Source organism: Sphingomonas endolithica (assembly GCF_025231525.1).
Taxonomy (GTDB): domain Bacteria; phylum Pseudomonadota; class Alphaproteobacteria; order Sphingomonadales; family Sphingomonadaceae; genus Sphingomonas; species Sphingomonas endolithica.
This window is the reverse complement of record NZ_CP103057.1, coordinates 1,105,515-1,131,488: the sequence shown is the minus strand read 5'-3', so window position 1 is coordinate 1,131,488 and position 25,974 is coordinate 1,105,515. Positions and strand designations below refer to the sequence as shown.

Genomic DNA, 25,974 nt, shown 5'->3' with positions numbered 1-25,974 from the left:
GGGCGTGCTAAGCTTCACATCCGGAACACGCCGAACGCGGGGCGTTCGGGGATCGGAGCGTTTAGCGTCGCGGCGAAGGCCAGGCCCAAGACATCGCGGGTTTGCGCGGGGTCGATGATGCCGTCATCCCACAGGCGCGCCGTTGCGTACCAGGGGTTGCCTTCGTTTTCGTATTTCTGGCGGACCGGGGCCTTGAAGGCTTCGGCTTCCTGATCCGACCAGTTTTCCGCGTCGCGGTGCACCGTCGCCAACACGCTTGCGGCCTGTTCGCCGCCCATCACGCTGATGCGGCTGTTCGGCCAGCTGAACAGGAAGCGCGGGGAATAAGCGCGGCCGCACATGCCGTAATTGCCCGCGCCGAAGCTGCCACCGATCAGCACGGTGATCTTGGGCACGCTCGCCGTGGCGACGGCGGTGACGAGCTTGGCACCGTGCTTGGCGATGCCCTCCGCCTCGTATTTGCCGCCGACCATGAACCCGGAGATGTTCTGCAGGAAGAGGAGCGGGATACGGCGCTGGCAGGCCAGCTCGATGAAATGCGCGCCTTTCTGCGCACTCTCGCTGAACAATACGCCATTATTGGCGAGGATCGCGACCGGGACGCCCCAGATATGTGCAAAGCCGCAGACCAGGCTGGTGCCGTACAGCGCCTTGAACTCGTGGAACTCGCTGCCGTCGACGAGCCGCGCGATGATCTCATGCACGTCGTACGGCGCGCGGACGTCTTGCGGCACGATGCCGTACAGGTCCTCGGCGTCAAACTTCGGCGGCCGCGGGTCCTTGAGGTTCAGGTCTCCTCCGGCTTGCGGTTGCAGCGTGGAGACGATGTCGCGGACGATGGTCAGTGCGTGTTCGTCATTCTCGGCGACGTGATCGACCACACCCGATCTACGCCCGTGCGTGTCGGCGCCGCCCAGTTCCTCGGCACTGATCACTTCGCCGGTTGCGGCCTTCACTAGCGGCGGGCCGGCAAGGAAGATCGTGCCCTGGCCGCGGACGATGATCGTCTCGTCGGACATGGCAGGGACATAGGCGCCGCCGGCGGTGCAGCTGCCCATCACGCAGGCGATCTGCGGGATGCCCTTGGCGCTCATATTGGCCTGGTTGAAGAAGATGCGGCCGAAATGATCGCGGTCGGGGAACACTTCGGCCTGGTGCGGGAGGTTCGCGCCGCCCGAATCGACGAGGTAGATGCAGGGCAGCATGTTCTGCTCGGCGATCTCCTGCGCGCGGAGATGCTTCTTGACGGTCAGCGGGTAATAGGTGCCGCCCTTCACCGTCGCGTCGTTGCACAGGATCATCACCTGGCGGCCGGAGACGCGGCCAATGCCGGCGATCACCCCCGCGCCGGGCACCTCGTCGTCGTACAGGCCATTGGCCGCGAGTTGGCCGATTTCCAGGAACGGGCTGCCAGGATCGAGCAGCCGCTCGACACGATCGCGCGGGAGGAGCTTGCCGCGTGCCGTATGCCTGGCGCGGGACGCTTCGTTGCCGCCGAGTGCCGCGGTGGCGACATCGGTGCGCAGTGTCGCGGCGAGCGTGCGGTTATGCGCTGCATTGGCGCGGAACGTCGCGTCGTCGGGGTTCAGCTTGGTGTCGAGCACCGGGGCGCTCATCGGCGTTTTCCTCTTCCTAGGCCCTGCTGCCTAACGGGCCGGGAAGAGATTGGAAAGCGGGCAGGCACGTGCGCGCGTCGACGGGTTCCGGGCCGAGCGGGCACGGCGCCCCAGAAATCGTGCTGCTGCAGCGGAGCGACCATGCTCGATGGGTGGAGCGCCGTTGAGCAAAGCGGTTCAGTTTCCCTGCGAAAGCAGGGACCCAGAGCCCCAAAGGCGCCTGTTGTGGCCCCGAGCCTCTGCGTGCGCAGGGGAACAGGCGCGTTTATCGAGCTACGCTAATCCCGGCGGCGGCGGCCTGGTCGAATTCAGTCCGACGTTACCGACACCACATTGTCGTCGCCGTTGCGGTCCACGTACATGTTGTAGGGATCGATGCCGGCAAAGGCGGGCTTGCGCTTCGTCACGACCCGTATCGTCTGCACGCCCGAGACGATTGGCCGGCGTTCCTTCAGGATGACGTCGCGCGCGGCGAAATTGCCCAGCCCTGGGCGCTGATCGAAGACGCCGATGTCGATCGTGTCGGCGAGTGGCGCGGCCTTTTCGACACCGGTGCCGCTGGCATAGAATTTGGCGGCATCGACGGTCAGTGTGGTTTCGTACGTGCCGTTGGCCAGCTTGCGGGTCTGCGCGGTCTTTGTCTTCAGGTCGTACACCGTGATGCGATCGAGCAGGTCGCTCACCAACTGCCGTTCAGCGGGGGTACGGGCGAGCGACAGGAAGCCCTGGACGAGATCGAGCGAGCGCGGATACGGCTTGCCCTTGAAGCGATAGCGGTCGAGCAGCAGGCGCAACATGGCGTTGACCCGCGCCTCGCCAAGCCGATCCTGCAGCAGGTACATTACCAGCGAGCCCTTGCGGTAGTGAATGTACCCCTGGCCCTCGACACGATCGAGCGGCAGTTCCTCGATCACCTCGCCACCACGTGACCGGAGGTAGGAATCGAGTTCGTACTTGAGGAAGCGGCGGATCTTGTCCTCGCCATATTGGTGCTTCATCACCATCAGCGCAGAATATTGCGCCATCGTCTCGACCAGCATCGTGCCGCCCTGCATGTCGGCGCCGACCAGTTGGTGCCCCCAATATTGGTGGCCGAGCTCGTGCGCGGTGACGTAGCTGACATAATCGATCTTCTCGGCATCGCGCCCGTCCGCGATGAACCCGATCCGTTCCGAATAGGGGATCGTGCCGGCGAAGGCCTGCGCGTAGCTGGCGTAGCCGGGGAATTCGAGGATGCGCGCATAGTCGAACTGGTAGGGGCCGAAATTGGCGCGGTAGTAACGCAGCGAGCGCTGCATCGCATCCAGCATGCGATCCACGTTGAAGGCATGCTGCGGATCGTAGAAGACGGTAAGGTTGGTGCCGTCCGCCGTGCGCGATTTCTCGGCATAGGCTGCCGACTGCACCGAGAAGAAGGCGAGGATCGGCACCGTCGATACATAGCGTGCGGTGCGGCGACCGCCACTGGTCGTATCGCTCACCTTGCGACCCGGCGCGACCGGCACCTGGCCAGCGATCGTCGAGACGGTGATGTCGGAGCGCACCCACGGGGCATCGCCGATTTCGTTGCGCGCCTGTGCCGAGCGATCCTCGAGCTTGGCCATGCGCAGTTCGGGCGGCAGGCCGTATTTGCGGCGTTTGGCGCGATCCTGCAGCATGCCGTCGCGGCTCATGCCCAGTTGCGGCGCGAGTTCCTCGTTCTGCAGGAAAGTGCCGTTGCCGACCACGCGCGTATCGTCGTTATTGGCGACGATGCCGCGCTGCCAGCGCGTCGAGGCGAAGGTCAGCGTACCACGCGCGCCAGGTGTCAGCGGCGTGGCAAAGCGATAGATGCGATAATGCAGGTCGTCGTCGTTCATCACCAGCCGCGCGCCGGGGATGGTGACGGTGCCGAGCCGCGTCTGATCGTGCATCAGCCGGACGTGGAGGTCGCGCAGCGGCGCGCCGGTATCGTTGACGAAGACGTATGTGCCGCTTGCCTCCATCCGGCGCTGGTCGGGATAGAGCGCCACGTTCAGCCGCATGTCGGTAACCGACGGCTGCTTCAGCGCGGCATATTTGAGGTATTTCTTTTCATATTCGGCCAGGCGACGCTCGCCGTCCGGCGCGGTGCGGTACGTGTTGATCACGTTCATGTCGTGGTAGAGGTACGCGCCGCTCGCCGCCGTGACGAGCAGCGCGCCCGCCAGCACGGCGCCGGGCACGCCGATCAACCGACCCGGCAGCTGCAGCAGCCGTCGTTTCAGCCGGGTCTCGGTGCCGCGCCGCCACAGCAGGTGGGCGAACACGCACAAAGCGAGCGCCACGCCGCCCCAATAGAGCCGCAACCACCAGGCGCGCGGGCCACCGATCTGGTCGCCATTCATGTCCGACAGCTGGACGTTGCCGGTGCTGCCATATTGATACAGCGGGTGTTCGAACCCCATGCTGGTCAGCGTGATGGTCGCGACGAGGTAGATCACCATGATCGCCCAGCCGACATATTTGTTGGGCGACAGCGCCTGGATGAACACGGCGAGGATCGCGAGGATCAGCGCATCGGCGGTCATCGGCAGCACGTACCAGGCGAAATACTGGCCCAGCGCCAAATCGGTCTGGCCGCGCGCCAATTGGATCAGGCAGGCGGCTACCACCGAGACGATGGTGGTGGCGAACAGCACGCCGGTGATGGCGAGCACCTTGGGCACGAGATAGGCCCAATTGGGCAGCGACGTCGCGTCGACGATCTCGTGCATGCCGCGCTCGCGGTCTCGCCAGACCAGTTCGCCGGCATGATAGATCGCGATGATGATCGGGATGATCGAGAAGCTGCCCTGCAGCGTACCGATCACCGCAAAGGTCAGCTGGCGGATCGGCGTGCCATATTGCTCGCCCGAGAAGAGCAGCCCGGAAACGGCATTGAACAGCCCGATCAGCAACAGCACGAGAAAGGCCGGGCTGCGGAACACCAGAGCCATCTCGAACCGGCACCGCGCGAGGAGCCGTGTCCACGCCGCCTGGGCGGGTCGAGCGGCGGGCAGGGTGTCGACCAGCACCGGCGCCGTTGCCGCGAGCTTCGCCGTCTTGTGTTGCTGCCGGCGCAGCTTGCGCTTGGACAGGCCGCGTTCGGCAAAACTGAAGCGGGCATAGGCGATGGCGATCGCCAGCAGGCCGATCGCGATCGAGATCAGGCGGTTCCACACCAACACGCCGGCAAAGGCGGGCAGGCCGGCATTGGCGTCGCTTGCCGTCCAATAGCGCGTGGTCGTATTGAACGCGCCCAGGCCGAACAACTCGATGTAGCTGCCGAAGGTGCGCCATTCGGGCTTGGTGCGCAGGATCGTGCTCAGCGCCAGATACAGCACCAGGAAGACGATCACGCCGAGATAGGAATACATCATCGATCGCGTCATCGTCGCGACCGCGAAGAAGATCGCCGACGTCAGGAAGACGTTGGGCAAAGCGAGCAGGAAATAGGCATAGGCGTAATCGCCGAGGCGATTGGGCCCGAGTTTCTCGGGATCGATCCAGGGCATCAGCGAGCCGAGCCAGATCGCCAGCGGGATCGCCGCAAAGGCCACCGCCGCTGCGGCGAACGCGCCGAGGAAGCGGGCGAGCAGGTAATCCAACTTGCTCACGCGGGTCGATCGAACCATCGGGCCGAACCCGCTCTCATCGTCGCGCACGATCACGTTGGCGACGAACGCCGTCGTCACGAACATGAAGAACAGCGACATGATCAGGTGGATATTGGCGATCGCGACGGGCGCGTTCTTGTGGATGTTGGCGCCGCTGCCGATCTGGATCTGATCGACCGTCATCGCCCCGAAGGTCAGCAGGAAGAACAGGATCGAGACGGTCCAGAAGACCGGATTGCGCAACTGGTAGCGCAGCTCGAAGCGGGCGATCTGGCCGAACATCTGCGCTCAGGCCGCGACGGTGGAGGAGGTAGCTTCGGCCGCCGGCACGCGGCGCGACCGGGCGAGGGTGGAGAAATACACGTCCTCCAACCCGCCCTCGGCGCGCGTGAACCCGTCGCCGGGATCGTCGTTCGACAGGATGTGGATGATCGTCCGCCCGGCGAACAGCCGGGTGGAGATCACCTCGTACTGCCGCCGGCTGTCCTCCAGCTCGTCGCGCCCGATCGTCTTGGCCCAGACATTGCCGCGCGTCTGCTCGATCAGGTCGAGCGGGGCGCCCTCCAGCTGGATTCTCCCCGCCGCCAGCACCGCCATGCGCGGGCACAGATCGGCGACATCCTCGACGATATGGGTCGACAGGATCACCACCACGTTCTCGCCGATCTCGGCCAGCAGGTTGAGGAAGCGGTTGCGCTCTTCGGGATCGAGGCCGGCGGTCGGCTCGTCGACGATGATCAGGCCGGGATTGCCGATCAGCGCCTGGGCGATGCCGAAGCGCTGCCGCATGCCGCCGGAAAAACCCGCGATCGCCTTCTTGCGCACCGACCAGAGATTGGTCTGGTTGAGCAACGTCTCGACCGTTTCCTTGCGCTCGCGCGCCGAGGCGACGCCCTTTAGGACCGCCATGTGATCGAGCATGTCATAGGCCGATACGCGCGGGTAGACGCCGAAATCCTGCGGCAGATAGCCGAGTGATTCACGCAGCGCCTCGGGGTTGGCGATCACGTCGATCTCGCCGAAGCGGATCGTGCCCGACGTCGGCGTCTGCAACGTCGCCACGGTGCGCATCAGTGTTGATTTGCCGGCGCCATTGGGGCCGAGCAGCCCGAACATGCCGTTGGGGATGGTCAGGCTGACATCGTCGAGCGCGCGCGTTCCGTTGGCGTAGACATGCGTTACATGTGCCAGTTCGAGCATCTGTGATTCCCCCGTTACGAGGCAGAAATTATCAGCTGTGTTGCCGATGTAAAGCACGGTTGGATCGAGCCGTGAGCGGGCGGCAGAGGCGATGCGCGAGGCTGGCCGGGGTCAATGGGTGCCGCTTGAGCTGGGCAGAGGGAAAGCTTTCGGCATCCGTGCGTTCGGTTCGGCGAGCACAAGGAAATCAGCATGAAAACAGTTACGTTGCGGTCGCCCGGTGGGTTGGACCAGCTATCGATCAGCGACCGCGCGACACCGGGCGAACCGGCCGCGGGCGAGATCCGCGTCGCGCTGCACGGCAGCTCGCTCAACTATCACGATCTCGGCATCGTCACCGGGAACATGCCGAGCGACGACGGCCGCATACCGCTTGCCGATGGTGCCGGCGTGGTCGAGTCGGTCGGGGCGGGTGTCACCGAATTCGCGGTGGGCGACATGGTCGTATCCTGCTTCTTCCCCGATTGGCAGGATGGCACCCCCACGATCGGCGATTTCTCCCGAACGCCGGGCGACGGGATCGATGGCTTTGCGCGCGAACAGGTCGTGCTGCCGGCGACTGCCTTCACGCATGCGCCCAAGGGCTATGACGCGGTCGAGGCGGCGGCGATCACCACCGCAGGATTGACGGCGTGGCGCGCGCTGATCGTCGACGGCAAGCTGAAGGCGGGCGACACCGTGCTGTTGCTGGGCACGGGCGGCGTGTCGATCTGGGCGTTGCAGATCGCCAAGCTGATGGGGGCGACCGTCGCGATCACCTCCTCCTCGGACGAGAAGCTCGCGCGGGCAGAGGCGATGGGCGCCGATTTCACGCTCAACTATCGTGAGGACCCGGAGTGGGGCCAGAAGGTGCTCGACTGGGCCGGGCGCGGCGTCGATCATGTCGTCGAGGTCGGTGGGCCGGGTACGCTGGCGCAGTCGATCAAGGCCGTGCGCGTCGGCGGACATATCTCGCTGATCGGCGTGCTGACGGGTGCCAGCGGCGAGGTGCCGACGGCGGCGTTGATGAGCAAGCAGGCGCGGCTGCAGGGCCTGATTGTCGGCAGCCGGCGCGAACAGCAGGATTTCGTGCGCGCGCTGGAAACCAGCGGGATCAAGCCCGTCGTCGACCGCCGCTTCCCGCTCGATCAACTCGCCGACGCGTTCCGGATGCAGCAAGGCGGCGAGCATTTCGGCAAGATCGGGATCGAGTGGTAATGAGCCACTCACCGCTGACTGCTGCGATTTGCCGTTCTCCCGCGGAGGCGGAAGGCCAGGAGCCTCACAGCACAGCCGTTGTGACTCTGGACTCCCGCTTTCGCGGGAGAACGGGGTGGTCGCAATGACGGCCGGCACGGCGCTGGTCGCCGGCGCCGGCGGGATCATTGGCGATGCCGTAGTGCGTGAGCTGAAAGGCAACGACTGGACGGTGCGCGGACTCGCGCGCCGTCCGACGCGCGGCGGCTCGATCCAGGCCGACCTGACCGATGCCGAGGCAACGGCCGCGGCGCTCCGCAATGCCAAGGACACGACGCATGTGTTCTACGCGGCGCTGGCACCCGATGCGGATCTCGCCACCGAGGCAACACGCAATGCGGCAATGCTGGGCAATTTGCTGAACGGGCTCGAGGCGGCGGGTGCGCCGCTGCAGCGCGTGATCATCTATCAGGGCTTCAAGATCTACGGCATCCATCTGGGCGCGCATGTGCCGACGCCGGCGCGCGAGAGCGATCCGCCGCACATGCCGCCTAATCTGTATAGGGCGCAGGAGGCGGAACTGCGCGACCGCGCGGCCCGCAGCCGGTGGGATTACGTGGCTCTGCGCCCCGACGTGGTGGTCGGCGATATCTGGGGCAATCCCATGAACATCGCCCTGGTGGTCGGTGCGTTTGCGGAGATCAGCCGGACGCTTGGCGTGCCGTTGCGCTTTCCCGGCACCGACCGGGCGTTCAAGCAGCTCGTGCAGTTCACCGATTCCGGGCTGCTCGCGCGCGCCAGCCGCTGGGCGGCGACGAGCGAGCGGGCAGGGGGCGAGGCGTTCAACGTCACCAATGGCGATACCTTTCGCTGGGAGCGGATGTGGGACGATATCGCCCGTCACCTTGGCCTGGAAACGGCCGCACCGGTGCCGCTGAAGCTCGCCAAGCACATGGCCGACAAGGGGCCGCTATGGCGCACGCTCGCCGAGCGGCACGGGATGGTGCAGCCGGATTATGACGGCCTGATCGGCTGGGGCTTCGGCGATTTCATCTTCAACACCGAGACCGACGTCATTTCCGATGTGAACAAAATCTACGAGCACGGGTTTACCGAGCGCATGAACTCGACCGCGTCGCTGCTGACCGCAATCGACAGCCTGAAGCGCCAGCATATCCTGCCCTGAATCCGAGGACCTGACCGATGACCCATTTCGCTCCTCCGGGACCGCTCGGCTTTGGCGGCGCGCCGCTCGGCAACATGTTTGAGGTGGTCGATGAAGCGACCGCCGAGGCGGCGCTGACCGCGGCGTGGGACAGCGATGTGCGCTATTTCGACACCGCGCCGCACTATGGCAGTGGCCTGTCGGAGCATCGCTTCGGCAACATCCTGCGCCGCTACCCGCGCGAAGCGTTCGTGCTGTCGACCAAGGTCGGGCGGCTGTTGCGCCCCGACGCCAGTCGGCCGGACAATGGCCCGTTCGTCGAAGGGCTGCCGTTCCGCGTCAAGAGCGATTATTCCTATGACGCGACGATGCGTTCGGTGGACGACAGCCTTCAGCGGCTCGGTCTCGCGCAGATCGACATTGCCTTCGTTCACGATCTCGCCGCCGATCATCTTGGCGATGCATGGGAGGAGCAGTTCGAGATCGCGCGCACCGGCGCGTTCCGCGCTTTGACGGACCTGCGCGAGCAGGGCGTGATCAAGGGCTGGGGGCTGGGCGTCAACCTGACCGAGCCGTGCATCCGCACGATGGAGCAGGCGGATCCCGACGTGTTCCTGCTTGCCGGTCGATACAGCCTGCTCAACCAGCCGGCGCTCGATCGCATGTTCCCGATGTGCGCTGAGCGCGGCGTGCACGTCGTCGTCGGCGGGCCGTACAATTCGGGGCTACTCGCCGGCGGGCGGACTTTCGAATATGCCGAGGCGCCGCCCGAGATGATCGCCAAGCGCGACCGTATTGCCGACATCTGCGAGGCGCATGGCGCCGACATCCGCGCCGCTGCGCTGCAATTCTGCGCGGCGCACCCCGTGGTCGCGGCGATCATCCCCGGCGCCAAACGCCGCGAGAAGGTGGAGGAGAATGCGCGCCTCATGGCCGCCACCGTCGACCCCGCCGTGTGGCAGGAATTGAAGAGCGCGGGGTTGATCCCCGCCGATGCGCCAACGCCTGCCTGAGGACTTTCACATGACTGATCATCCGGCGATCGCCGCCGGTCGCGTTGCCGTGATCACCGGTGGCGCGAGCGGCATCGGCCTTGCCACCGCGCGCCGGCTCGGCGCGGCGGGCATGCGCATCCTGCTCGCCGACATCGCGGCGGAGCAACTCGCCGTGGCGGTGGTCGCCTTGCGCAGCGAGGGCATCGATGTGACGGCACTGCGCACCGATGTCAGCAACGCCGGCGACGTCCTTGCCCTGGCCAGGGCAGCGGAAGCGCTCGGCCAGGTCTCGCTGCTGATGAACAATGCCGGGCGCGAAGGCGGCGGCGGTATCCTTGCGGGGGCGGCGGTCTGGAAACAGACGCTTGCGACCAACCTGATGGGCGCCGTGTACGGCGTGCAAGCCTTCCTGCCGCCGATGCAGACTGCGGCCTGGCCGTGCGCGATCATTAACACGGGCTCCAAACAGGGCGTCACGCTGCCGCCCGGTGACACCGCCTTCAATGTCAGCAAGGCGGCGCTGAAGGCGCTGACCGAAAGCCTGGCGCACGATCTGCTCGCCACCGACGGCCGCATCACCGCGCACCTGCTGATCCCGGGCTTCACCTATACCGGCTTCACCCAGCGTCGCGGCGTTGCCGAAAAGCCCGACGCGGCGTGGAGCGCGGAAGAGGTCGTCGATTTCATGCTGCCCGCTTTGGCGCGCGGTGATTTCTACATCCTGTGCCCGGACAATGACGTCACGCGTGAGATGGACCTGCGGCGGATTGCCTGGGCCGCGGGCGACATCCTCGAAAACCGACCGGCGCTGTCGCGCTGGCACCCCGATCATGCCGACGCCTTTGCCGCGCATATGCAAGGCGATTCCTGACGTGAACGCATCTGCCACCACGATTGCCGACTCCACGCCGCCTGCGGTGCGCCGCCCGTTCGTGCTCGCCGCGGTGATGGCGGCATCGTTCATGATCGCGATCGAGGCGACGATCGTGTCGACCGCCATGCCGCAGATCGCCGGGCAGCTCGGCAACCTGCAGCTTTATTCCTGGGTCTTCTCATCCTTCCTGCTGGCGCAAACCGCCACCACCGTGGTGTTCGGCAAGCTGGCCGATCTTTACGGCAGGCGATCGGTGCTGCTGGCGGGCATCGGCATCTTCCTCATCGGTTCGGTGCTGTGCGGGCTGGCCTGGTCGATGCCGTCGCTGATCGCCTTCCGCCTGATCCAGGGGATCGGCGCGGGCGCGATCCAGCCGGTGTCGATCACCGTCATCGGCGACTTGTATCCGGCGCACGAGCGTGGCCGCGTGCAGGGCTGGCTGGCCAGCGTCTGGGGCGTTTCCTCGGTCGTCGGCCCGCTGGCGGGCGGGCTGATCATCCAGCATGTCAGCTGGGCATGGATCTTCTGGATCAACGTGCCGATCGGGCTGGCGGCAGCGGCCGGCTTCTTCCTGTTCCTGAAGGAGACGGTGTCCACCGAATCGCGCAGCGTCGATGTCGCGGGCGCGGGGCTGTTCACGGTCGCGGTCGCCGCACTGATGGTCGCGCTGACCGAGGCGGGCGCCGGGGCCGGGTCGATGACGCTGGCGGCCGGGCTGGTGTTCGTCGTCGCCGGGATATTGTTCGTCCTGCAGGAGCGCCGCGCGCGCGATCCGATGATCGCCTTTGGGCTATGGGCGCACCGTTCACTCGCCGCGACCAATGCGGCGACCTTGTTCAGCGGCATGGCGGTGATCGGGCTCACCACGTTCCTGCCGATGTATGTGCAGGCGGTGATGGGGCATTCGCCGCTGGTCGCTGGGTTCATGTTGACCGCGATGGTGCTCGGCTGGCCGATCGCCGCGACGCTCGGCGCGCGCAACTTCGCCCGCTTCGGCCTGCGCCCGATCCTGATCGTGGGTGCCGCCTTGCTGCCGCTGGGCGCCGTTGCCTTCGTCATCCTGTCGCCGACCATGTCGCCGCTGGTCGCAGGACTGGGCTCGCTGGTGATGGGGTTCGGCATGGGATTCTTCAGCACCGCCGCAATCGTGTTGATCCAGGACAGCGTCGGCTGGGCCGAGCGCGGCGCGGCCACCGCCTCCAACCTGTTCGCACGCAATCTTGGCAGCACATTGGGTGCGACGGTGCTGGGCGCCGTGCTCAACCTCAGCCTGGCACGCGGGCATGCCGGGTCGCTGGAACAGGTGCAGCAATTGCTCGTGGCGCACGGACCCGCAGTGGACGGCGCCGCCAGCCGCGCGGCGCTGGCCCACGGCCTGCACCTCACCTTCTGGGGTGTGTTCGTAATCGCCGCCGTGACGCTGGCGCTATCGGTGTTCGTGCCGCGAGTGGCATCGAGCCGCAAGGTCGCCGCGTAACCGACGGGGCGCGTGGGGGCATCCGATAAGGATGTCGATGGCGGCGCTGGTGACCGTTACGAGAATCTAACTCGCACTTACGCCGCTGCCGCTATCGGGTGATGTCGCTGGTGACCCCTACGAGAATCGAACTCGTGCTTACGCCGTGAGAGGGCGTCGTCCTAACCGCTAGACGAAGGGGCCATGCGAAGCGCGCGCTCTACGGTGCGGGGCGGCGGGCGTCAAGGTGGCGATGTGCCGGCTGTCCACTAGATTGCGATAGAGTTGGGCATAGGCGGCGGCCTGTACAAGGGTCGAATATAGCGCGGCGCGGCGCCTGGCGGCGCTCGCGAGCCGGGCGCGGAGGATCGGATTGGCAGCAAGGTGCCGGACGGCATCCGCGATTGCCGTTGGCGCGCGGCGGGGGATGAACAACGCTGTGTCCTGCACCAATGCCGGGACACCGCCGACATGGGTAGCGATGCAGGGGAGCCCGCACGCCATCGCCTCCAGCAGCGCGGCCGGGGTGCCTTCGTGATCGGATACGAGCAGGAAGGCGTCGAGACTGGCGAGCCATTCTGGCATGGCGGCAACGTCTCCGTCGAACGACGTTTAGGCCGCGGGCGAGGTGCGTGAGCCGGGCGGCCTCCGATCCTTGGCCGGCGATGCGCAGCCGGTACCGCACGCCGCGGTCTTGCAGGATTCGGCAGGCGGCGACCGCGTGCCCATGGCGTTTGACGGGATGCAGGCGTGCGGCGATGCCGATGGTGAAGTCGGCGGTGGGCACGCGATCGTGTGCAGGGGTAAAGCGGTCGAGATCGACACCGGTGGGTATGGTGGCGATCGGCTGGTTGGCCAGCGCGCGGTAGCGGCGCGCGAGGTCGTCCGATACGGCAGTGACGGCTGCTGCGGCGCGGAGTCCGCGCGCGACCGGCATCGCCCAGCGCCAGCCATTGCCGAGTGCGATGTGCAACGTGGCGAGCATCGGCACATCGCCCAACGCAGGCCGTGCGAGTGCCGCCGGGACATGGCCTTGGGCGTGGAGCACGTCGATGCGGCTCGTGGTGAGCCGGTCGCGCAATCGGGCGGTGAAGGCCGGATCGCGGCGATCGAGAGCGAAGACGGGGGTGTGGCCGAGATCGATCTGCGCGGCTTCGGCTGGGGGCGGATCGTAGGTGATGACGATCGGCTGGATACCCACCCCCGTTGCCTGCGCGCAGAGATCGGCGACGATCCGTTCGCGCCCTCCGGTGACCATGTTGGGGAGCAGATGGGCGACGCGGATCATGCCGGTCAGCGCGCCATCAGGCGGTCCGCTGCGTCCTTCGAATATTTGCGGAACGATGGCGCATGCTTCTCGACGCGCGACGCGGCCTCGCGATGGGCAATTGGGGCAGTTGAGCTGGAACGCATCACGCGCGGCCTGGTGGTGGGCCTCCTGGTAGAGGATCTCGCTCAGCCGCTTCTCGTGCAGATTGCCGAGCGGGAAGGTGACGTAGCACAGCATCACCGAGCCGTCGGCGCCGACCCACAGCAATTTGCGCGCGTCGCACGGGATTCGCATGTCCTGCTGCTTGAGCGCCCAGTCGGCGAAGGCGGCGATCGCGGTGGCGCTTTCGGTGAAGAGCTTGGGATCGGCCATCTTGAGCCTGAGCAAGTGGTTGATGACGAGATCGACCGCAGGCTTGTCCTCCGGGCGGAACTGCAACTCGCGATCCTCGCCTTCGTCGAAATAGGGCAGGGAGTAATGCACTACGTCGAAATGGATGCTGGCCTGGAAGCGGTGCGCGAACGCGGCCATCTCGTCGACCGCGGCGAGATTGGCGGCGGCGGCTCAGCAGGAAGTTCATCTGGATATCGAGCTCTTCCGGCCCGAACATCGCGCGGGTGTTTTCGAGACTCTCGATCAGCCGCGCGAAGCGGCCGGGGCGCTGCACGTAGTCGTCGAACGCGCCATCCTGCCCATAATAGCCGATTGTCACCTTGCGCAGGCCCGCGGCGTGGAGTGCCGCGATCTTCTTGTCGAGGATCGGCGCATTGGTGGTCATGTAGCAGCCAACGCCGAGATCGTTCGAGATCCGGACCATGTCGACGACGTTGGGGTGGAGCAGCGGCTCTCCGCCGTAAAGGCGCACCGCCGGCACCTTTGCGGCGGCGGCGTCTTCCAGCAACAGGCGGACGGTTTCTAGTGGCAGCTGTGCGCCCGGCATGAGGTCGCGACCATATTTGCAGCCCTTGCATCGCAGATTGCAATGTGCGGTGATGGCGATGGTGATCTTCTCGGTCCGTGCGCGGATCAATGACGGCCAATTGCCACCCAGCGTGCTGAGCATGCGTTCGCTGGCACGGTAACCTGCCTTCAGCGCAGGGGCGGAGGCGGGTACGCTGCGGGCGAGCGAACGGGCGATGCTTTCGATGGTCATGGATGGACTTCCTGCCGCAATTGCGGACACGGTGATGCCATCTGTGCGTTAAGATGTACTTATGCTGCGTCATGAAATACTCGCCGGCGCGGCGCTTCTGCTTAGTACCGGCCCCAGACGAAGCGCGACGACATGGCGTAATTCCACACGGCACCGACTAATACACCGATCGTCGCGGACAAGGCCCATTCGCGCGCCTGTACGCCGTGGAGAAATTCCGCGACGCCGACATTTGCGATGGCGCCCACCGAGCAGACGAGACAGAACGACACCCAGCCGCCGAGCAATTCCCGTACGCCCTTCAAGCGCAGCTCGCGGTAGGTGAGCGCGTTGTTGAGGAAGAAGTTGAACGTCATGGCGATGCCGGTCGCGACGATCGTGCCGGTGCGAAAGCTTTCGCCCAGGCCGACGAACAAGGTGCCGAGCACCGTCAAATGTATGAGCAGGCCGAGCAGCCCGATCGCCGAGAACATGGCAAAGCGCACCGGCACGACATGCCCGAACATCCGATCGTACAGCGCGATCAGGAATTCCATCGCGACGACATGGTCGAGCTTGCTCTCGCCCTGGGTGCGCACGCGGAACGTATAGGCGAACTCGCGGAAGACGAGCGGCCTGGGGCTGGTCGTCATGATGTCGAGCAGGATCTTGAAGCCGATCGCCGACATGTCGCGGGTGAGATCGCGCACGATGTGGGTGCGAATCATGAAATAGCCGCTCATCGGATCCTTCAGCTCCGCCTTCAGCACGCCGCGCGCGAGCCGGGTGGCGAAGGCGGATTTGGCGACCCGATCGCTGTCCCAGTCGCCGGTGCCGCCGCCGGCCACGAAGCGCGACCCGATCGCGAGGTCGAGCGTCGGATCGGCGTCGAGTGCTGCGAGCATGACGGGCAGGATCGTCTCGTCATGCTGCAGGTCGCCGTCGATCACCGCGACGATCGGTGCGGCGGTGGCGCAGATTCCCTCGATACAGGCAGACGATAGCCCGCGCCGGCCGATCCGCTGCACAACACGCACGCGGGTGTCGGCCTGGGCGATGGCGCGGGCGACGTCGGCAGTGCCGTCGGGGCTGTCGTCGTCGACGAAGATCGCTTCCCAGCGACGACCGACCAACGCCGCTTCGAGCCGCGCGATCAGTATCGGCACGTTGGCCGATTCGTTGAAGGTCGGCACGACGACGGCGAGTTCGAGACGGTCGTTCATCGCGGGCAGACTTTGCTTATTGGTATCGACAGGCACATCGGCTCGGGGTTGTGACGATCAGGCTGCTTCGGAGCGCCGCTGCCGCATCTCGACGTTCAGCATCTCGGCCAGCAGGAAGGCCAGCTCGAGGCTCTGCCCGGCATTGAGCCGCGGATCGCAATGCGTGTGATAGCGATCGGCCAGGCTCTGTTCGGTTACGTCGACCGCGCCGCCGGTGCATTCGGTCACGTTCTGCCCCGTCATCTCGGCGTGGATGCCACCGGCGATCGAGCCTTCCGCGCGGTGCACCGCGAAGAAGCCGCGCACTTCGGCCAGGATGCGATCGAACGGCCGCGTCTTGTAGCCAGTCACGGCTTTGACCGTGTTGCCATGCATCGGGTCGCAGCTCCACACCAGCGGATGCCCCTCGCGCAGCACCGCGCGGACGAGCTTGGGCAGGCCGGCCTCGATCTTGTCATGACCGTAGCGCGTGATCAGCGTCATGCGGCCGGGGACGCGATCGGGGTTGAGCGTGTCGAGCAGGCGCAGCAGCGCATCGGGTTCCAGGCTTGGCCCGCACTTCATGCCGATCGGGTTGCCGATGCCGCGGAGATATTCGACATGCGCACTGCCCTCGAAGCGGGTGCGGTCGCCGATCCACAGCATGTGCGCCGAGGTGTCGTACCAATCGCCGGTGAGCGAATCCTGCCGCGTCAGTGCTTGTTCGTAGCGCAGCAGCAAGGCTTCATGGCTGGTATAGAATTGCGTCTGGCTCAGCTGCGGCACCGTTTCCGGGCTGATCCCGCACGCCTCCATGAAGTCCAGCGCTTCGCCGATGCGGTCGGCGGTCTCGGTATATTTCTTCGCCCAGGGGCTGCGGCCCATGAAATCGTGCGTCCAGCGGTGCACCTGGTGGAGGTTGGCGTACCCCCCCGTCGCAAAGGCGCGCAGCAGGTTGAGCGTGGCGGCGCTCTGGCTGTAGGCGCGGATCATGCGCTGCGGATCCGGCAGGCGTGCCTCGGGCGTGAAATCGATGTCGTTGACGATGTCGCCGCGATAGCTCGGCAGCTCGACGCCGCCGATCGTCTCCATGTCGGTCGAGCGCGGCTTGGCGAATTGCCCCGCCATGCGGCCGAGCTTCACGACCGGCAGCTTGGAGGCGAAGGTCAGGACCACCGCCATCTGCAGCAAAACGCGAAACGTATCGCGGATGTTGTTTGCGCTATGCTCGGCAAAGCTTTCCGCGCAATCGCCGCCTTGCAGCAGGAACGCCTCGCCACGCGATACCTTCGCCAGGTCGGCGGTCAGGTTGCGCGCTTCGCCGGCGAAGACGAGCGGCGGGAACTTGCCCAGCGTCTCGGTCGCGGCGTCCAAGGCGGCGCCGTCGGGGTAGGTCGGGAGCTGACGCGCTTCGGCCTTCGTCCAGCTGTCGGGGGCCCAGCTACTCATGTCATTCTCCGTGCGAATCGTGATGAACCAGTCGGCGTGCGTGGCGATGCCGTTGGCGGCAATCTGGTTGAGCACCGGGCCGCTGGCACGCTTGCCATGTTCTTCCCAGCCCTGGACGGTGCTGCCGGGGCTGTCATACCAGGCGCCGAACGCGGCGCGGCTGAGCGTGCGTTCCTCGCGGAAGCGTTTGATCTTGAGGCCGGCGAGCGTCGTCATGCCGGGCGGCTTACCCTGATGGGGTAAAGGTGGCAAGTGGCCTTGGCGTGCCACGAGCCATTATACTGTTCCCCGGCGAAGGCCGGGCCCAGTAGTAGAGCAGAAGGAAACAGGCGTGGCGCACGATCATTGCCACGACCGCGACTGAGTCCCGGCCTTCGCCAGGGAGCTGCCTGCGTGGAAGGTGGCGCGGCTTCAATATCCCGCGTCGAGATCGACCACGTTCTTCATCGGCCTGCCCGCAAGGTACGCCTCCAGATTGTCGATGAACAATGTCGCCGCACGCACGAACATCTTGGTCTGGCTGCGTCCCGACAGATGCATCGAGTGCAGCACGTTCGGGGCGGTCCATAGCGGGTGATCGGCCGGCAGCGGTTCGGGATGGACCGTGTCGAGGAACGCGCCAGCGATGCGGCGGGCGGTGAGCGCGGCGATCAATGCGTCCTGTTCGACCATCTCGCCGCGTGCGATGTTGACCAGCCAGGCGCTGGATTTCATGGCGGCGAGTTGGTCCTTGCCGATCATCGCCTTGGTCGCATCGGTCGAGGGGGCGGCCAGGATCACCCAGTCGAAGTCGCCGATCCGTGCCTGCCATTGGTCGGCGGTCAACGTGCCGTCGCGGCCCGAGCGGGTGACGCCGGTCACGCCAACGCCGAACGCGGCGAGGCGCTCGGCGATCAGCGCGCCGATCGCGCCCATGCCGACGATCAGCGCCTTGGTCTCGTAGAGTTCGACTCGGCCCGGCGCGTTGGTCGGCCAATCGTGGCGGTCGGCAGCGCGAACGACCTCGTCATAGCGCTTGGCCGCGGCGAGCATGCCCATCACGGCATATTCGGCGACGGCAATGGCATTGATGCCGGTGCCGTTGGTGACGATCGTGCCCTGCGCCGCAAGCGCGCGCAGATCGAGCGAATCGAGGCCGGCAATGGCGGTGAACAGCCATTTGAGTTGGGGCGCGGCGCTGACCGCTTGTTCGGTCAGGCCCTGCGGCGGGAGATCGACCCAGGCGATATCGGCATCGGCGATCGCGGCCACCGCTTCGTCGACGGTGCCGACCCAGGCGATGTCGTGGCCGGCAGGGAGGCGCGCTTCGAGCAGCGGACGAGCGAGGGCGGGGAGGACGAGCTTCATGGGGATGTCCTATGACGAGGCCGGGCCAGTTCCCCGGCGAAGGGCGGGGCCCAGGCGGACAGGTTGCCGTGACGAAGCGCAGCGCCCGCCATTGCTGCCTCCCAACTGGACCCCGGCCTTCGCCGGGGAACGGCATGTAGCCACGCTGCGCCTCGGAACTCCAGTAAATCCTCCCCGTGCGGGCGGCGTTAGAGCGCCAGCTTCCAGTCCCAGCCGAGCGGATCGCCGTCCATCACCTCGACCCCCGCGGCGACGAGATCGTCGCGGATCGCGTCGGAGCGGGAAAAGTCCTTGGCCGCACGGGCCTCGCGGCGTTCGGCCAGGCGCGCATCGATCTCGGCCTCGGTCAGCGTGGCGTCGGCCGGCCGAAGGCGCAGCTCGGCGCGGGGCAGGGTGGCCAGGTCGAGCCCGAGCACCTCGTCGAAATGCGTCAGCAGGCCCAGTCGCTGTGCGGGCTTGAGCTTCTTGTCGGCGAGCATCTCATCCAGCAGCGGCAGCGCGCGCGGCGTGTTGAGGTCGTCGGCGACCGCCGCATCGAGCTGATCGAGCCACGGACTGGCATCGGGCGACTCGGCATCACCCTCAGCCCGGGCGCGCAGCGCCTGCACCACGATCACCAGCCGCTTGAGACGGGTGAAGGCGGCGGCGAGGTTCTCCAGGCTGAATTCCAACTCACTGCGATAATGCGCCTGCAGGCACATCAGCCGATAGGCGAGCGGATGCACGCCGAGATCGATCAGCGTCTGCAGCGTGGTGAAGCTGCCGCCTGACTTGCTCATCTTGCCGGATCGTTCGACCAGGAAGTTGTTGTGCAGCCAGAAGGTCGCACCGGTATCGGCGCAGCCGCAATGCGCCTGGTTCTGCGCGATTTCGTTGGGGTGGTGGATCTCGCGGTGATCGATGCCGCCGGTGTGGATGTCGAAATTGGCCCCCAGATACTTCTGGCTCATCACCGAGCATTCGAGATGCCAGCCGGGCGCGCCGCGGCCCCACGGCGAATCCCATTCCATCTGGCGTTGCTCGTGCGCCTCGCTCTTGCGCCAAATCGCGAAGTCCTGCGGATGGCGCTTGCCGGCGACCGGATCGATCCGCCCCTCACGCTCGTCCTCGCGCGTGCCGGCCAGGCGGCCGTAATCCGGCACGGAGCTGGTGTCGAAATAAAGTCCGCTGTCGAGTTCGTAGCAATTGGCGGCGATCTGCTGCGCAAAAGCGATCATCTCGAGGATGTGATCGGTGGCGAGCGGGAAGCGATCCGGCGAGCGGATGTTCAGATCCTGCAGGTTCTGCTTGAATGCCGCGGTGTAATGCGCGGCGATATCCCAGATGCTGGTCGCCTGCGCACGCGCTGCGGCCTCCATCTTGTCGTCGCCGGCGTCGGCGTCGGACGTCAGATGACCGACATCGGTGATGTTGATGATGTGGGTGAGCGGATAGCCTTTCCACCGCAGCACGCGCGAGAGCGTGTCGGTGAAGACATATGCCCTGAGGTTGCCGATATGCGCGTAATTGTAGACCGTCGGCCCGCACGAATAAACGCGCACGTTGGCGGGATCGAGCGGGACGAACGGCTCGAGCTGGCGGGTGAGGCTGTTATAGAGCGTAAGGGAGGTGCCGGTCATGCCCCCGCAATAGCGGGGTGGCGCGATGGTGCAAATCTCCCTCCTGTTGAAGTGGCGGGGGGTGGTTGCACCGTAAGGCAGTTCCCCGGCAAAGGTCGGGCCCCGGTCGCGACGGCAGAGGTAATGCAGCGTAGCGCCAGAAGATCGATCGCTCCGCAACTGGGCCCCGGCCTTCGCCGGGGAACAGCTTCGCCGGGCGTTTTGCCTTGAAACGGCGGGGGGGCACTGCTAGGGCGCTCGCCTTCGCGGCGCGGACCCTGTCTGCGACGGCGTTTATGTATTGATTCGGCCAGTTTACATTCGGAGCGTCTACACAACATGCAAATCATCGTTCGCGACAACAATGTCGACCAGGCGCTGCGCGCCCTGAAAAAGAAGCTGCAGCGCGAAGGTGTCTATCGCGAGATGAAGTTGCGCCGGCATTACGAGAAGCCGAGCGAGAAGCGTGCGCGCGAGCGCGCCGCGGCGATCCGCCGTGCGCGCAAGCTGGAGCGCAAGCGCCTGGAGCGTGACGGCGCACGGTAAGACCGTGATGGGCGGCCTTGTGCCGCCCTCCTGTTTTTCTCGACATATCTGACCGGCGGCGTGCCGTCGTTTCCTTAAGGCAGCCCCCGCATGTCGACCATCACCGCCGTTCCGTTGCAGCCGACCAAGCGGGGCGTGCTGGTGCTCCTCTGGATCGGCGTGATCATCGCCGCGCTGGCCGCGGCCGGGCTGGCGGCAATGGCGCCGGGCGATCCGGTGGTCGGACTGCTGGCCGCCAACAAGCGCCAGAAGGGCGTGATCGAAACACCCTCGGGCCTGCAATATCTGGTCATCGCGCCGGGCGCGGGTGGCGCACATCCGACCGATGCCGACATCGCTTTGGTCAATTACGAGGGCAAGCTGCCCGATGGCAGCACCTTCGACAAGTCGTCGCAGCCGCAGCCGATGCCCGTCACCGGCGTGGTGCCCGGCTTCTCCGAAGCGCTGAAGCTGATGTCCAAGGGCGCGAAGTACCGCTTCTGGATCAAGCCCACGCTCGGCTATGGCGCGCCGCGCCCGGCCGGGGCGCCGCCGCTCGATCCTGCCGCCGACAAGCTGGCCAAGAACGTCCTGATCTTCGACGTCGAGCTGATCGACTTCCTGCCCGAGGCGACGGTGCGCCAGATGCAGATGCAGCAGCAGATGATGCAGCAGGGCGGCGCGCCGGGCGCACCGGGTGCCCCTGGCGTGCAGGGCCCGCCACCGGGTGCCGCACCCGGTCGCTAAGTCCGACGGGCCGATGACGGCCCGCCCAGCCGCAGGATGCGTCGGATGACCACGCCTACAGCCGCACTGCCAGGCTCGTCGAACCGGGTGAAGATCCGTTACCTCCTGATCGGCATGCTGGTCGGGGCACTGGCGACCGCGGTGCTGGCCTTGCTGTTCCGCCCGGCGCCCGCAGGCGGCGTGCCGGTCTCCGCCTATCTCGCGCTCAATCGCACGACACCGGGCGTTACGCAGACGGCCACTGGCCTGCAGTACAAGCAGCTTGTCGCCGGCGCTGCCGGTGCACGGCCGGGTGACGGTGACGTCGCTTTGGTGGAATATAAGGGCAGGCTGGCCGACGGCACCGTGTTCGACCGATCTGCGCGCGCGACTCCGCTTGCCGTGGCAGGCGTGGTGCCCGGTTTTGCCGAGGCGTTGAAGCTGATGAACAAGGGCGCGCGCTACCGCGTGTGGATCCCGCCCACGCTCGGCTACGGCGCGGCAGGGGCAGGGCCGATCCCCGCCAATGCGCTGCTGGTGTTCGACATCACCCTGGTCGATTTCCAGCCGGCCGCCGCAGTAGATCGGGCACGCGCCGAGCAGCGGAAAGGCCGCTAAGCCTTCAAAAAATAGAAATCAAAGCGCGATCAATCACTCCTACCCGTTCGTGCTGAGTAGAGACCGAGTAGGCCGCAGGCCGTATCGAGGGCTCGTATCGAAGCACCTTGGAGCGCGGGATCGCGTGTCCTGCGATACGCGCTTCGCGCTACTCGATGCCTGTCCTGAGCGCCTGCCTTTGCAGGCAGTTGAAGGGGCTACTCAGGACGAACGGTTGGTTTCAGGGCATCAACCTCTAATAACGATATCGCACCCGCCCCCGCTCAGCGCAGCAAATCGACCGCAAAGGCGCGGACTGTCGCGCCGATATCCTCGCGGCCGACCGCCACGGCGAGATTGGCCTGCACATAGCCGGCCTTGTCGCCGCAATCGTACCGCCGACCATCGAATGTCAGCCCGTGGAACGGCTGCGTGCCGATCATCCGCGCCATCGCATCGGTCAGCTGGATCTCGCCGCCCGCGCCCTTCTCCTGCGTCTCCAGCACGCGCATCACTTCGGGCTGCAAGATGTAGCGGCCGATCACCGAAAGGTTGGACGGGGCGGTGCCCGGCGCTGGCTTTTCGACGAGACCGGTCACTTCGGTCAGCGCACCGTCGCGTGCGCCCGGGGTGATGACGCCGTACATGTGCGTCTGATCGTGCGGCACTTCCTGCGCGCAGATCATGTTGCCGCCAACCTTGGCATAGGCATCCACCATCTGTTTCAGGCAGCAGGGATCACCGACCATGAAATCGTCGGCCAGCAGCACCGCGAATGGCTCGTCACCGATGATATCGCGTGCACACCATACCGCGTGGCCCAGGCCCATCGGCTCCTGCTGGCGCACATAGGCAACGGCGCCGGGCTTGAGCCGCGTCTGGTTCAGGATCTCGAGCGACTTGCCACGATTGGCCATCGTCGTCTCGAGTTCGTAGGCGATGTCGAAATGGTCCTCGATCGCGGATTTGCCGCGGCCGGTGACGAAGATCATCTGCTCGATGCCCGCCGCGATCGCCTCGTCCACCGCATATTGGATCAGCGGGCGATCGACGATCGGCAGCATTTCCTTGGGGAGCGCCTTGGTCGCCGGCAGGAAGCGCGTGCCGAGGCCGCCAACGGGAAATACGGCCTTGCGGACCGGCTTGAAGGACATAGATTTGCTGACCAAAAACGAGCGGCGGAAATCGCCGAATTGCACAGCGCTTACCCGGCAGCTGTTTGATTGCAAGCGATTTTCGTGAGGCCGCGGCGGCGCCTCTCGGGCGCATCGGCGCCGTCTTGATCTGGATCAGCTGGCCAGGCGTAGCGGGACGGGCGGCGCCTTGATGCGGGGCTGGTCCGGCCAGATGCCGCGGGTGTCGTACACGATCTTGTCGACCCGTTCGTCGAGCGGCACCGACTTGAAGATCTCGTGGTCGACCAGCACGATCATCATCGGACAGGTCTCGATCGCGGTGTCGATGTCGATCAACTGCACCCCGGTGCCGTCGAACGCGGCGGGCAGTTGGTCGACATAGGGTTCGACGATGCGCACGCGCTCGCCGAAGCGGGTGGCGAGCGCCTGTGCGACGGCCAGTGCCGGGCTTTCACGGAAATCGTCGATATTGGCCTTGAACGCGAGGCCCAGGCACGCGACCGGGCCAGCATGCGCCTCGACCATGGCGATGGCGCGATCGATGACATAGTCGACCTTCGCGTCGTTCACTTCGCGCGCGGTGCGGATCAACGGCGTATTCGCGCGGTCGGCATGGACCAGGAACCACGGATCGACGGCAATGCAGTGCCCACCGACGCCCGGGCCGGGCGACAGGATGTTGACGCGCGGATGGCGATTGGCGAGCCGGATCACTTCCCACACGTCGACATCCATCGTGTCGGCTACGCGGCTGAGTTCGTTGGCAAAGGCGATGTTGACGTCGCGAAAGGCGTTTTCGGTCAGCTTGGTCATTTCCGCCGAGCGCGCGGTGGTGGTGACGCAGGCGCCGCGCACGAAGCGCCGGTAGAAGGCGAGCGCCTTGCGCGCGCACCGCGGAGTCACGCCGCCGATCACGCGATCATTGTCGATCAATTCGACCAGGATGCGCCCTGGAAGAACGCGTTCGGGGCAGTAAGCGATGGCAATGTCCGCGCCTTCGCTGGTCTTGCCGGGTACCTTCAGATCGGGGCGAAGCTGCGCCAGCAGGTCGCGCACCTTCTCTGTGGTGCCGACCGGCGAGGTGGATTCGAGGATCACCGTGTCGCCCGCCTTCAGCACCGTGGCGATGTTGGTCGCCGCCTGCAGGACATAGCCGATATTGGGTGCATGATCGTCGGCGAACGGGGTCGGCACGGCGATCACGAACACGTCGGCCGGCTCGATCTGCACCGAGGCGCGCAACGCGCCCCGTGCCACCACGCCCGAGACCAGGCCGTCGAGATCGACCTCCTCGATATGCACCTTGCCGGAATTGACCGTATCGACCACCGATTGGGTGACGTCGACGCCGAGCACGCTGGCGCCGGTCCGCGCGATGATCGCGGCGGTCGGCAAGCCGATATAGCCGAGGCCGACGACGACGACCTTCAATCCGTGATCCGGCGTCATGCGAAAACCATCCTTGTGCGCGCGCCCGACCGGCGCGGTCATGCGAAGCGCATCTGTCGCAAAAGGAGGTGAACATTCGGTAATCGCTGGGGAACACTGCCGCGAGCACCAGCGCGACGAATGCGGGAGAACCGCAACGGCGGCACTTGTTCCCCGGCGAAGGCCGGGGTCCAGTCGCGGAACGCAGATGGCGTGCGCAGCGCTCATTAACGACCACCTGTCCGCCTGGGCCCCGGCCTGCGCCGGGGAGCTGTTCAGCCCACAAAGCCCCTGTGCCGCCGCGAAGCAGCTCAGCCCAGTGCGATAACCCTCGCGATCCGCGCGCTCGCCTGCCCATCGCCAAACGGATTGTGGGCGCGCGACATGGCGGCGTAGCGCGTGTCGTCATCCAGCAGCGCGGACACTTCCGCGACGATCTGATCCGGGTCGGTGCCGATCAGCTTGGCGGTGCCGGCGGAAACTCCTTCGGGACGCTCGGTCGTCTCGCGCATCACCAGCACCGGCTTGCCGAGTGCCGGCGCTTCCTCCTGCACCCCGCCGGAATCGGTAAGGGCGATGTGGCACAAGCCGAGCGCACGCACGAAATGGGGATAATCGAGCGGGTCGATCCGCGCGATCGCATCGCGCTGCCCGAGCATCTCGTCCATCACCGAGACGACGTTGGGGTTGGGATGGACCGGGAACAGGATCGCGGTATCGCCGCGATCCGCGATCCGCCCGATCGCGCGCGCGATGTTCGCCATGCCGTCGCCGAAATTCTCGCGCCGGTGGGTGGTGACGAGGATGATCCGCTTGCCCGCAAACCGCGCCGCAATATCGTCGAGACCGGATGCCAGCCGCGGGTCGGCGGCAAGCTTGGCCTGGGTGGCGTACAGCGCGTCGATCACCGTATTGCCGGTGACGTGGATGCTGGCCGCCGCGATATTCTCGCGGCGCAGCGCCTCGGCCGAGGTTTCGGTCGGTGCGAAATGCAGATCGGCGATCGGCGCGACGATGCGGCGGTTCACTTCCTCGGGCCAGGGATGATAGATGTCGCCGGAGCGTAGCCCCGCCTCGACATGCGCGACCGGGATCTTGCGGTAATATGCCGCGAGCGCGCCGACCATCGCGGTAGCGGTGTCGCCCTGGACGATGACCCGGTCGGGCCGCTCGGCATCCATGATCTCGCCGAGGCCGGTGAGCAACCGTGCGGTCAGCCGATCGAGGCTCTGCCCCGGCTCCATCAGATCGAGATCGATATCCGGCACCAGCCCGGCGATCGCCAGCACCTGATCGAGCAACCCGCGATGCTGCGCGGTGACGCAGGTGCGCACGATCAGCCCCGGCGTGGCGGAGAGTGCGGCGATGACCGGGAACAGCTTGATTGCCTCCGGCCGGGTGCCGAAAATAACGAGGATCTTGCGGGGGTGTGCGTCGGACATGGGGGCAGGTTAGCGGAGATCGC

The 25,974-nt window shown here is 66.1% G+C and carries 20 protein-coding genes, 1 tRNA gene and 1 pseudogene; 8 read left to right on the top strand and 14 right to left on the bottom strand.

Translation table 11 applies throughout. The annotated features are described in order from the left end of the window. Window positions 1–14: 14 nt before the first annotated feature. The 3 genes from NV382_RS05345 to NV382_RS05335 all read right to left on the bottom strand — a co-directional run bounded on the left by NV382_RS05345 (window position 15) and on the right by NV382_RS05335 (window position 6,433). Window positions 15–1,616, bottom strand: a complete 1,602-nt coding sequence (locus NV382_RS05345) for a carboxyl transferase domain-containing protein (RefSeq protein WP_260599484.1) — start codon at window positions 1,614–1,616, stop codon at window positions 15–17. A gap of 308 nt (window positions 1,617–1,924) precedes the next feature. After that, window positions 1,925–5,515, bottom strand: a complete 3,591-nt coding sequence (locus NV382_RS05340) for an ABC transporter permease/M1 family aminopeptidase (protein ID WP_260599483.1) — start codon at window positions 5,513–5,515, stop codon at window positions 1,925–1,927. 6 nt (window positions 5,516–5,521) lie between these two features. Then, a complete protein-coding gene (locus NV382_RS05335; RefSeq protein ID WP_260599482.1) occupies window positions 5,522–6,433 on the bottom strand; it encodes an ABC transporter ATP-binding protein in 912 nt (303 codons plus the stop codon). Between the two features lie 192 nt (window positions 6,434–6,625). On the opposite strand from NV382_RS05335, the gene NV382_RS05330 reads away from it, so the two are divergent. The 5 genes from NV382_RS05330 (at window position 6,626) to NV382_RS05310 (ending at window position 12,120) form a co-directional block, all read left to right on the top strand. Continuing rightward, window positions 6,626–7,630 (top strand): zinc-dependent alcohol dehydrogenase family protein, encoded by a 1,005-nt coding sequence (locus NV382_RS05330; protein WP_260599481.1) that lies wholly within the window; start codon window positions 6,626–6,628, stop codon window positions 7,628–7,630. A gap of 124 nt (window positions 7,631–7,754) precedes the next feature. Then, a complete protein-coding gene (locus NV382_RS05325; protein ID WP_260600317.1) occupies window positions 7,755–8,795 on the top strand; it encodes an SDR family oxidoreductase in 1,041 nt (346 codons plus the stop codon). A gap of 17 nt (window positions 8,796–8,812) precedes the next feature. Then, a complete protein-coding gene (locus NV382_RS05320; RefSeq protein ID WP_260599480.1) occupies window positions 8,813–9,787 on the top strand; it encodes an aldo/keto reductase in 975 nt (324 codons plus the stop codon). Window positions 9,788–9,797: 10 nt separating this feature from the next. Beyond that, window positions 9,798–10,640 carry an SDR family NAD(P)-dependent oxidoreductase gene (locus NV382_RS05315; RefSeq protein ID WP_260599479.1) on the top strand — a complete coding sequence of 281 codons (843 nt, stop codon included), beginning with the start codon at window positions 9,798–9,800 and terminating at the stop codon, window positions 10,638–10,640. A 1-nt stretch (window position 10,641) separates the two neighbouring features. After that, a complete protein-coding gene (locus tag NV382_RS05310) occupies window positions 10,642–12,120 on the top strand; it encodes an MDR family MFS transporter (protein WP_260599478.1) in 1,479 nt (492 codons plus the stop codon). 108 nt (window positions 12,121–12,228) lie between these two features. Here the strand turns inward: NV382_RS05310 and NV382_RS05305 are convergent. From NV382_RS05305 to cysS, 8 genes and pseudogenes are all read right to left on the bottom strand, one after another. Then, a tRNA-Glu gene (locus tag NV382_RS05305) sits at window positions 12,229–12,303 on the bottom strand. Beyond that, on the bottom strand, window positions 12,289–12,684 hold the full coding sequence (locus tag NV382_RS05300; protein WP_260600316.1) for a glycosyltransferase: 396 nt from the start codon (window positions 12,682–12,684) through the stop codon (window positions 12,289–12,291). The genes NV382_RS05305 and NV382_RS05300 overlap by 15 nt, the downstream gene beginning before the upstream one ends. 283 nt (window positions 12,685–12,967) lie before the next feature. After that, window positions 12,968–13,606: pseudogene (locus NV382_RS05295) on the bottom strand (glycosyltransferase family 4 protein); the annotation flags it as partial. Then, window positions 13,512–14,309 carry a radical SAM protein gene (locus NV382_RS19625; RefSeq protein ID WP_418066788.1) on the bottom strand — a complete coding sequence of 266 codons (798 nt, stop codon included), beginning with the start codon at window positions 14,307–14,309 and terminating at the stop codon, window positions 13,512–13,514. The pseudogene NV382_RS05295 and the gene NV382_RS19625, both read right to left, overlap by 95 nt. A 314-nt stretch (window positions 14,310–14,623) precedes the next feature. Then, a complete protein-coding gene (locus tag NV382_RS05285; RefSeq protein ID WP_260599476.1) occupies window positions 14,624–15,724 on the bottom strand; it encodes a glycosyltransferase in 1,101 nt (366 codons plus the stop codon). Window positions 15,725–15,781: 57 nt separating this feature from the next. Beyond that, window positions 15,782–17,152 carry a class II 3-deoxy-7-phosphoheptulonate synthase gene (locus tag NV382_RS05280; RefSeq protein ID WP_260600315.1) on the bottom strand — a complete coding sequence of 457 codons (1,371 nt, stop codon included), beginning with the start codon at window positions 17,150–17,152 and terminating at the stop codon, window positions 15,782–15,784. Window positions 17,153–17,563: 411 nt separating this feature from the next. Then, the gene (locus tag NV382_RS05275) at window positions 17,564–18,499 is read right to left on the bottom strand and encodes a D-2-hydroxyacid dehydrogenase (protein ID WP_260599475.1); all 936 of its coding nucleotides are present in this window, start codon (window positions 18,497–18,499) and stop codon (window positions 17,564–17,566) included. Between the two features lie 188 nt (window positions 18,500–18,687). Continuing rightward, on the bottom strand, window positions 18,688–20,118 hold the full coding sequence (cysS, locus tag NV382_RS05270; protein WP_260599474.1) for a cysteine--tRNA ligase: 1,431 nt from the start codon (window positions 20,116–20,118) through the stop codon (window positions 18,688–18,690). 318 nt (window positions 20,119–20,436) lie between these two features. Here cysS and rpsU point away from each other — a divergent pair, with 318 nt between their 5' ends. From rpsU to NV382_RS05255, 3 genes are all read left to right on the top strand, one after another. Next, window positions 20,437–20,643, top strand: a complete 207-nt coding sequence (gene rpsU, locus NV382_RS05265; protein ID WP_069203433.1) for a 30S ribosomal protein S21 — start codon at window positions 20,437–20,439, stop codon at window positions 20,641–20,643. A 90-nt stretch (window positions 20,644–20,733) separates the two neighbouring features. Continuing rightward, entirely contained in the window at window positions 20,734–21,369 is a 636-nt protein-coding gene (locus tag NV382_RS05260; protein ID WP_260599473.1) for an FKBP-type peptidyl-prolyl cis-trans isomerase, read from the top strand. A 45-nt stretch (window positions 21,370–21,414) separates the two neighbouring features. Further along, window positions 21,415–21,966 carry an FKBP-type peptidyl-prolyl cis-trans isomerase gene (locus tag NV382_RS05255; protein WP_260599472.1) on the top strand — a complete coding sequence of 184 codons (552 nt, stop codon included), beginning with the start codon at window positions 21,415–21,417 and terminating at the stop codon, window positions 21,964–21,966. Window positions 21,967–22,229: 263 nt separating this feature from the next. On the opposite strand, the gene galU is transcribed toward NV382_RS05255, so the two are convergent. The 3 genes from galU to wecB all read right to left on the bottom strand — a co-directional run bounded on the left by galU (window position 22,230) and on the right by wecB (window position 25,951). Continuing rightward, window positions 22,230–23,099: a UTP--glucose-1-phosphate uridylyltransferase GalU gene (gene galU, locus NV382_RS05250; RefSeq protein ID WP_260599471.1), complete on the bottom strand. Its 870-nt coding sequence runs from the start codon at window positions 23,097–23,099 to the stop codon at window positions 22,230–22,232. A gap of 135 nt (window positions 23,100–23,234) precedes the next feature. After that, window positions 23,235–24,530: a UDP-N-acetyl-D-mannosamine dehydrogenase gene (gene wecC, locus NV382_RS05245; RefSeq protein WP_260600314.1), complete on the bottom strand. Its 1,296-nt coding sequence runs from the start codon at window positions 24,528–24,530 to the stop codon at window positions 23,235–23,237. A gap of 290 nt (window positions 24,531–24,820) precedes the next feature. Next, window positions 24,821–25,951 (bottom strand): non-hydrolyzing UDP-N-acetylglucosamine 2-epimerase, encoded by a 1,131-nt coding sequence (wecB, locus tag NV382_RS05240; RefSeq protein WP_260599470.1) that lies wholly within the window; start codon window positions 25,949–25,951, stop codon window positions 24,821–24,823. Window positions 25,952–25,974: the final 23 nt, after the last annotated feature.